Annotated in this window: 5 protein-coding genes; 3 read left to right on the forward strand and 2 right to left on the reverse strand. The window is 70.3% G+C overall.

Translation table 11 applies throughout. The features are described 5' to 3' along the window. Window positions 1-90: 90 nt before the first annotated feature. On the reverse strand, window positions 91-2076 hold the full coding sequence (locus tag ACFYM2_RS11285; protein ID WP_388835327.1) for a GtrA family protein: 1986 nt from the start codon (window positions 2074-2076) through the stop codon (window positions 91-93). A gap of 104 nt (window positions 2077-2180) precedes the next feature. Here ACFYM2_RS11285 and ACFYM2_RS11290 point away from each other — a divergent pair, with 104 nt between their 5' ends. From ACFYM2_RS11290 to ACFYM2_RS11300, 3 genes are all read left to right on the forward strand, one after another. Next, the gene (locus ACFYM2_RS11290) at window positions 2181-3152 is read left to right on the forward strand and encodes a glycosyltransferase family 2 protein (RefSeq protein WP_358997320.1); all 972 of its coding nucleotides are present in this window, start codon (window positions 2181-2183) and stop codon (window positions 3150-3152) included. Window positions 3153-3377: 225 nt separating this feature from the next. Continuing rightward, window positions 3378-3857, forward strand: coding sequence for an N-acetyltransferase (locus tag ACFYM2_RS11295; RefSeq protein WP_358997317.1), 480 nt, complete (start codon window positions 3378-3380; stop codon window positions 3855-3857). Window positions 3858-3868: 11 nt separating this feature from the next. Further along, entirely contained in the window at window positions 3869-4483 is a 615-nt protein-coding gene (locus ACFYM2_RS11300; protein WP_388459693.1) for a DUF402 domain-containing protein, read from the forward strand. A 55-nt stretch (window positions 4484-4538) separates the two neighbouring features. On the opposite strand, the gene ACFYM2_RS11305 is transcribed toward ACFYM2_RS11300, so the two are convergent. Next, window positions 4539-6806, reverse strand: a complete 2268-nt coding sequence (locus ACFYM2_RS11305; protein WP_388835330.1) for an MMPL family transporter — start codon at window positions 6804-6806, stop codon at window positions 4539-4541. Window positions 6807-7288: the final 482 nt, after the last annotated feature.

Genomic DNA, 7288 nt, shown 5'->3' on the forward strand with positions numbered 1-7288 from the left:
CTTTTCATTGCCGTCGCCTGCGCCCTCGCCCTTGTCCCTGTTCCTGTCCTGAGGGTCGGCTGTTCCTGTCCTGAGGGGCCGGCGCCTCGCTCAGCTCGCGACGGTGACGTCCTCGTGCGGCCCCGCGTCGGCCGCCCCGGTGGGCACGGCCGGCCTCTCCCCGGCGGCCGGACCCGCCCCCGGCGTGAGGCGGCCTGACCCGGCCCGGCGCCGCGCCAGAAAACCGACGAGGACCGTCACCAGCCCGATGGTCCCGGCCAGCGCGGGCCAGTACACATAGCGGAAGTTGGACTGCGGCGCCGTCGGCAGGTAGGCGAGGATGTAGAGGGCCGAACTGGCCCCGAGCAGGCGCAGTTCCGTGGCGTAGGGACCCGCCCACCGGCGGCGCGCCGTGAACACCAGGGAGACCGCCAGCCAGAACCAGCCCTGGAAGAGCATCGGCACGTCGTGCGCGAGACCGGTCACATAGCTCTGCACGGTGAACTTCAGCGACTCGTTGACCGGCGCGCCCCGCAGGGCGTCGAGCTTGGTCACCGAACCGTCGTAGAAGGCCAGATTGCCCTGGAAGAGCAGCTTGGCGAAGACCCGGCCGCGGTAGGCGACGTAGCCCCTCCAGTGCCGGGGCATCTCCCGCGTCCACATCCGCACCAGCACGTCGGCGTCGCGGCTCAGTTCCGTGACGCCGAGCGAGCGGTTCCTCGGATAGCAGTTGAAGTACACGTCGGCCGGGATCTTCCGCCGCTCGCAGGCGACGGTCGCGGTGACGAGCCGGTCGCGGAAGTCGCTGCTCGCGCCCGCCCGCTCGGCCGCCGCGCGGATCTGCGCCGGGCTGAGAACGTGCGTGAGATCGTCCAGCGGGATCTGCGCGTACTGTCGTGTCGCCACCGGTTCGGTGGCCTGCGACACGCCGACGCCGGCGACGGCGGTGGTCAGGACGAGCAAGCCCGTGGCGGCGAGCCAGCGGCGCCGGCCGGGGGAGGGCCACACCGCGAGGACCAGCAGGACGAAGACGGGGACCACGGCGGGCAGACCGTTCTTGCGGACCAGGACGGCATAGGCGAGCAACAGCACGCCGAGCACCAGCAGCGCCCAGCGGGACCCGGCCCGGCCCGGCGGCAGCTCCCGCGCGCTCAGCGCCACCGCGAGGGCCGCGAGCAGCGCGTACGCCATGTGTACGTCCTTCCACACCACCCCCGTGAAGGTCAGGACGTGCGGCGTGAGCCCCACGGCGAGCATCACCAGGGACAGCCCGCGACTGCCGGTCTTCTTCCACACCAGCCGGGCCAGAACCCACAACGAGGCCCACAGCACGGCACTTTGCAGCGCCGCCATGGCGGAGATGGCGCCGGTGGTGTGGATGAGGATCCGCCACAGCAGGGCCAGGACCGGGGGGTGCCAGTCCGTCATCGGCCGCTGTCCCAGGGCCTGTCGCAGCTGATCGGTGCTGTCCTCGCTCAAGTACCCGGGGTGGAAAACGGCGTTCACCGCCAGGGAGCAGAGCGCGGCGACGGCTCCCAGGCACCACGGCCAGAGCGCACCGCTCCGCCAGGCGCGGCTCAGGGCCGTGGTCCAGGTGCTGAGGGGTGAGGGCACGGGGGCGAAGTCCTTTCCGGCGGAGACGAAGACGAGATTGCGGTAGGCGGCGAACCGCAGCAGCGTCGCACCCGCCCAGCCCATGAGTCGGGCCGTGTTGTCGCTCAACGGCGTGTCCAGACCCAGGAGTTGATGGGAGACGAAGACGGGGACGGCGGTCACCGCCATGCCCGCCAGATTCACGGCGACGAACCAGCCGATCTCGCGCCGGTCCACGGCGCTGCGCCGGTCCCGATAGGTCCAATAACGGTTTCCGAACCAACTCGCCACCATCGCAAGGAAGGTGGCCACCACGGAAGCGAGAACCGGCGCCGAACTCAGGATTCCGTCACTCCTGGAAGGCGCACCGAGAATCAGCAGATTGAAAGTCGCGGTCTCCACGAAGAACGCGACAGCACCGACGACGCCAAAGGCGGCGACCTCCCGCCAGATCTTCCGCACCCACGCGGACAGGGCTCGGCTCAGGGCCGGTGATTGCACCATGACCAGAACGTAAAGGTAAGGAAGCTCAATGAACAAGCTGGGGTACCATCTGGTCACTCAGCGCCCAGAGCCACTGGAATTTGTCACATAATGAGGGTCCTCTGATGAATCCGGCGATTGTGTGTGTCATTCCCTGTTACAACGAGGAAGCGGCGATCGGAAAGGTCGTCAACGACCTTCGCGCCGCTCTTCCCGAGGCGGTCATCTACGTATATGACAATGCCTCGACGGACGACACCGTCGCCGAGGCCCTGAAGGCGGGCGCCCTCGTACGGCACGAGCCGCGCAAGGGCAAGGGCAACGTCATCCGCCGCGCCTTCGCCGACATCGAGGCCGACGCGCTGCTCATCATCGACGGGGACGACACCTACGACGCCTCGCGCGCCCGTGAAATGGTCGACCTCCTCTTCGAAGGCCCCTACGACCAGGTCGTCGGCGCCCGCCGGGAGATCGTCGAGACCGCCTACCGGGCCGGCCACGCGGTCGGCAACCGAGTGCTCACCGGCACCGTGCGCTCGCTGTTCGGCAACGACGTCAGCGACATGCTCAGTGGCTACCGCGTCTTCTCGCGCCGCTACGTCAAGTCCTTCCCCGCGCTGTCGAGGGAGTTCGAGACCGAGACCGAGATGACGGTGCACGCCCTCAGTCTGCGCCTGCCCACCGCCGAGATGGAGGTCGACTTCAAGGACCGCCCGGCCGGAAGCGTCAGCAAACTGCGCACCTACCGCGACGGCTGGCGCATCCTGAAGCTCATCCTCGGCCTGGCCCGCCGCCAGCGCCCCTCGCAATTCCACGCCGTCATCGCCGCGCTGCTCACCCTGGTCTCGCTGGTCCTGGGTCTCCCGCTGGTCGCCGAATTCGTCCGGACCGGCACCGTGCCGCGCCTGCCCACCGCCGTTCTCGCGGCCGCGATCATGATCATCGCGGTGCTCGTCCTGATGGTCGGGTACATCCTGGAATCCTTCATGCATATGCGCCAGGAACAGGCCCGTCTCGCCCATTTGAGATATCCAGCCCCGGTCCGTGGCGCCGACTTCGTGCCGGAATTCCTGCGGGACACGGCCGGCGGATCCTGAATGCGAAAGACCGTCTTTCTCGTACGGGCCGTCGCGAGCCTGCCGTGAGCGGGAATGGCGGGGGAATGACGGGCGGGAATGACGGGGTCGGCCGCAGCGGGATTAGCCAGGATGGTCCGCGCCGAAATGGGTGAACGCGGGCGGCCGAAAGGAACGAGACGGGCCGGCATTACGCCCCCGACGGCCACGGCGGGACCGGATGCCGGGCCAGGCTAATCTGGCGCCATGACTGAACAGCCTTTCGTGCCCCACGACTTCGACCCTCCCCAGGAGCTCGCCGCCGCGGGGTTCCGTCTGGAGCCGCTGGGGCCGCGGCACAATGAATCCGACCACGTCGCCTGGATGTCCAGCATCGAGCACATCCGGGCCACCCCCGGCTTCCAGGGCGACTGGCCGCCGCCGGCCGGTATGGACCTCGCCGCCAACCTGAGTGACCTCAGGGGCCACGCCAAGGACTTCGAGGAGCGGACCGGCTTCACCTACACCGTTCTGGACGACACGGACCAAGTGATCGGCTGTGTCTACATCTACCCGTCCCGCACGCACCCGGGCGTGACGGATGTCCGCTCCTGGGTGTCCGCCGAGCACGCCGCTCTGGACGGCCCGCTCCACAGCGCCGTACGGGCCTGGCTGGCGGCGCGCTGGCCGTTCGCCGAGGTCCACTACCGCGACCCCGGCGAGAGCGCGAAGGGGCAGAGCTCCTAGGGTGGTCGCGCATGGAACCACGTTTTCGCAGCGGTGACGTCATCGTCAGGCGGGAAATCCTCGACGGACGTGAGTGGATGGTCTATCCCCTGCGCGTCGTCGCGGACGACGGTGTGCTGCTGGCCGCTCATCTTGCGCGGGGCACACCACTCACCTTCGGCGGCGGCGCGTTCAAGTGGGGCCCGCACCCCTGGGTGCACTTCGAGCACACCTGGCAGTCGGACGGGGTGCTCCAGTTGCAGCGGGCCGGCGACGGGTACGCGGTGTGGGCCCGGTTCAAGGGTGACGAACTTCAGGACTGGTACGTCAACTTCCAGCAACCCCTGCGCCGCACGCCGCGAGGCTTCGACACGCTCGACCAGGAACTCGACCTCGTGATCACCGCCGACGGCTCGTCCTACGTGTGGAAGGACGTCGACCACTTCGAGGAGCGGGTGCGCGCCGGAGGCTTCGGGCCGGGCGAGGCTGAGGCGGTGCGTGAGGCCGCCGCCGAGGTCGTCCGGCTGATCGAGCACGGCGAGCCGTGGTGGGAGCGGTGGCGCGACTGGCGCCCGGTGCCCGGCCTCTTCGAGGTGCCCGGCCCGGTCGCCCTGTCCACGCCGCCGCCAGGCCCCGCCGACCGCTGAGTCCTGATTGCTCAACTGCACCGTAAAGCGGGGCAGTTGAGAACCTGAGGGCGCGTCAGGAAACGTACACGCGGCCCTCGTCGTCCTGCGCCTCACTCCGCCCCTCACTCCCGCGTACCCGGTCGCGGCGGGGTGTGCGCGCCGTGCGGGTCGGCCACCAGATGGCGCGTCCGATCAGTGCGGTGAGCGCGGGCACCAGCACGATGGACAGGACGAACGCGGCGAGGAGGATGCCGAGACCGGTCGCGAAACCGATCTGCTGCGTGGACGGTGAAGGGGTGACCGCGAGGCTGCCGAACGAGGCCGCGAGCACGATGCCGGCCGTCGCGACGGCCGGCGCGGTGTGCCGCACCGCGCGCGCGACGGCGGCCCTGGCCGGCCCCGGGCGTTCCATCTCCTCGCGCATGCGGTCGCTGATGAGGATGTTGTAGTCGGTGCCGAGGGCTACGACGAACAGGAACAGCACCAGCGGCAGGACGAAGTTGACGCCCGGCTCGTCGAGCAGATGCTGGAAGAAGAGGGCGGAGGCGCCGAGCGTGGCGGCGAAGCCGAGCCCCACCGAGATCATGCCGAGCGTGGCGGCGAAGCCGAGCCCCACCGAGATCATCAGGACGACCGGGGCGAGGAGGCTGCGCAGCAGGATCAGCAGGATCAGGGCGATGAGCGCCGCCGCCACGGGGAAAACCGTCCGCAGATCGCGGTCGACGGCGGTGGAGATGTCGGCGAAGATCGCGGCGGTCCCCCCGACGTGTGCCCGCGCTCCCGCAGGCGTATGGCTCGCGACAGCGGCACGCACGGGACCCGACACCAGATCACGGGCGGCCGCGCTCTGGGTGTCGGCCGTGAGGTAGACGTCGATGCGGGCCGCCGTGCGGTCGCCGTTGAGGACGGTGGCGCCGACCTTCCCCACCCCGTCGACCTTCGTGAGCGCCGCCGGCAGGGTGTCGAGCGAGTGCGCGCCCAGGGTGCGGCCCGGTTCGGCCGTCACGTACACGGTGGTCGGATCGGACACCCCGGCCGGCAGGCTGCGCCCGATCTCGGCGGCCGTGACCGCGGCGGGCGTGCCGTGGTCTCCGGCCGACTGCGAGAAGTCCATGCGGATTCCGACGAGTCCGACCGCCAGCGCGCCGAGCAGCGCGACCGACGCCACGGCCATGGCCAGCGGTCTGCGGGCGACCAGGTCCCCGACGTGGGCGGCGGCCCCGGGGCGCGGCTCACGTGCGAGGGAGCGGGAGGGCCAGAACATTTTGCGTCCGGTCACCGCGAGCAGCGCGGGCATCAACGTCAGGCTCGCGAACAGCATGACGAGCACCGACACGGCGATCGCGGGGCCCAGGACGCGGAACTGCCCGAACGTGGCGATGCCCAGGGTGGCGAACGCCGCCACGATGGTGAGGGCCGCCGAGGTGATCGCGGTGCCGACCCGGGCGCTGACATCCGCCGCCACCACCCGCGCCGGGACGTCGGGACGGGAGCGCAACTGCTCACGGAAGCGGAACAGCAGGAAGAGGAAGTAGTCGATGCCTACGCCCAGCAGCACCACGCCGATCATGCTCGGAGTGGAGGCATCGAGCTGGACCCCGGTGAGCATCGCGGCCCCCGCGACCGCGCCGGTCGCCGCACCGCTGATGAGCGCGACCGCGACCAGCGGCACGAACGCGGCGAGCACACTGCGGAACACCAGGACGTTGATCACCACGATCAGGAGCATCATCACCGCACCGACCACCTTGGACGTGGTCTCCTGCGCCTCCTCGGTGTCGGCCAGATCGGCCAGGCCCCCGGTGAACCCGGTACGCATCTGGTCCTCGGCGAACTCGCCCCTGGCCGTGTCGCGGAAGGTCCGGTACAGGTCGTGCATCCCGGGGTCCATGGAATTGCCGGTCAGCTGGACCCGCAGGAGTTCGAAGCCGCGGTCGGGCGCCACCATGACCGGAGCGACCTTGGGCGTCTGCGAGTGGTCCTCGGCGAGGAACGACGGCTGATCGTCCTTGGGCGGCGGCATCGTCACGCGCCGAGCGCTCAGCTTCCCCGCCGTGGCCGCGACGCGCTGCTCGTCCGCCTGGCTGAGGGGTGCGCCGTCCTTCCTGGCGACGAGCACGGTCACCGCGTTGGCATCGGGCTTCGCCCCGAACTTCTCCTCGGCCACCTTCAGGGCGGCCGCCGAGTCGTAGCGCGCCGGCAGGAAGTCGCCGCTCTGTGTCTGGGTGACGCGGAAGATCAGCGTCTGGGCGACGACGAGCAGGGAGAAACCCACCACCGCCCACAGGGCGACGACCTTCCACGGGTTGCGGGTGGAGAACCGGGTCAGGGCGCGGATCACGGGGTCCTCCGGCGGTGGAGAAAGTGCGGTGTATTCGGCATGCGCCCAGCTCACCAGCGAGAACGGCGACAATCGTCCGAGCGTGGAAGGAGAACGCGCCTGGGAGCGCGGGCCGGGACGGGGCCCGTCTGGGACCCTGCTCCCAGTGGAAGAACCCGACCGCCCGACGGCGGGTCGCACCGGCGGCCGATGCGAAACTGAACCCCGAGACGGCCGCGTGGTGCACCGCCCGCGGTGAGGAGGGGGACTCATGGCGACGACGCGCCCTGTGCGGGGCACCACCGGGGCCGGGACCGGGTCCGGCACTGCTGGGTCCGGGGCCGGTGCCGCCGGGGCCGGGCCCCATACCGTCGGGGCTGGACCTCGTGCCGCTGGGACCGGGCCGCATACCGTCGGGGCTGGACCTCGTGCCGCTGGGACCGGGCCGCATACCGTCGGGGCTGGACCTCGTGCCGCTGGGACCGGGCCGCATACCGTCGGGG

This window comes from Streptomyces sp. NPDC006711 (assembly GCF_042869775.1).
Classification (GTDB): domain Bacteria; phylum Actinomycetota; class Actinomycetes; order Streptomycetales; family Streptomycetaceae; genus Streptomyces.

What these genes read in the sequence shown, in the direction of transcription:
- ACFYM2_RS11295 (WP_358997317.1), top strand. Translation starts at nt 3,378, where the DNA reads ATGACTGAACAGCCTTTCGTGCCCCACGACTTCGACCCTCCCCAGGAG.
- ACFYM2_RS11285 (WP_388835327.1), bottom strand. Translation starts at nt 2,076, where the DNA reads ATGGTGCAATCACCGGCCCTGAGCCGAGCCCTGTCCGCGTGGGTGCGG.
- ACFYM2_RS11300 (WP_388459693.1), top strand. Translation starts at nt 3,869, where the DNA reads ATGGAACCACGTTTTCGCAGCGGTGACGTCATCGTCAGGCGGGAAATC.
- ACFYM2_RS11290 (WP_358997320.1), top strand. Translation starts at nt 2,181, where the DNA reads ATGAATCCGGCGATTGTGTGTGTCATTCCCTGTTACAACGAGGAAGCG.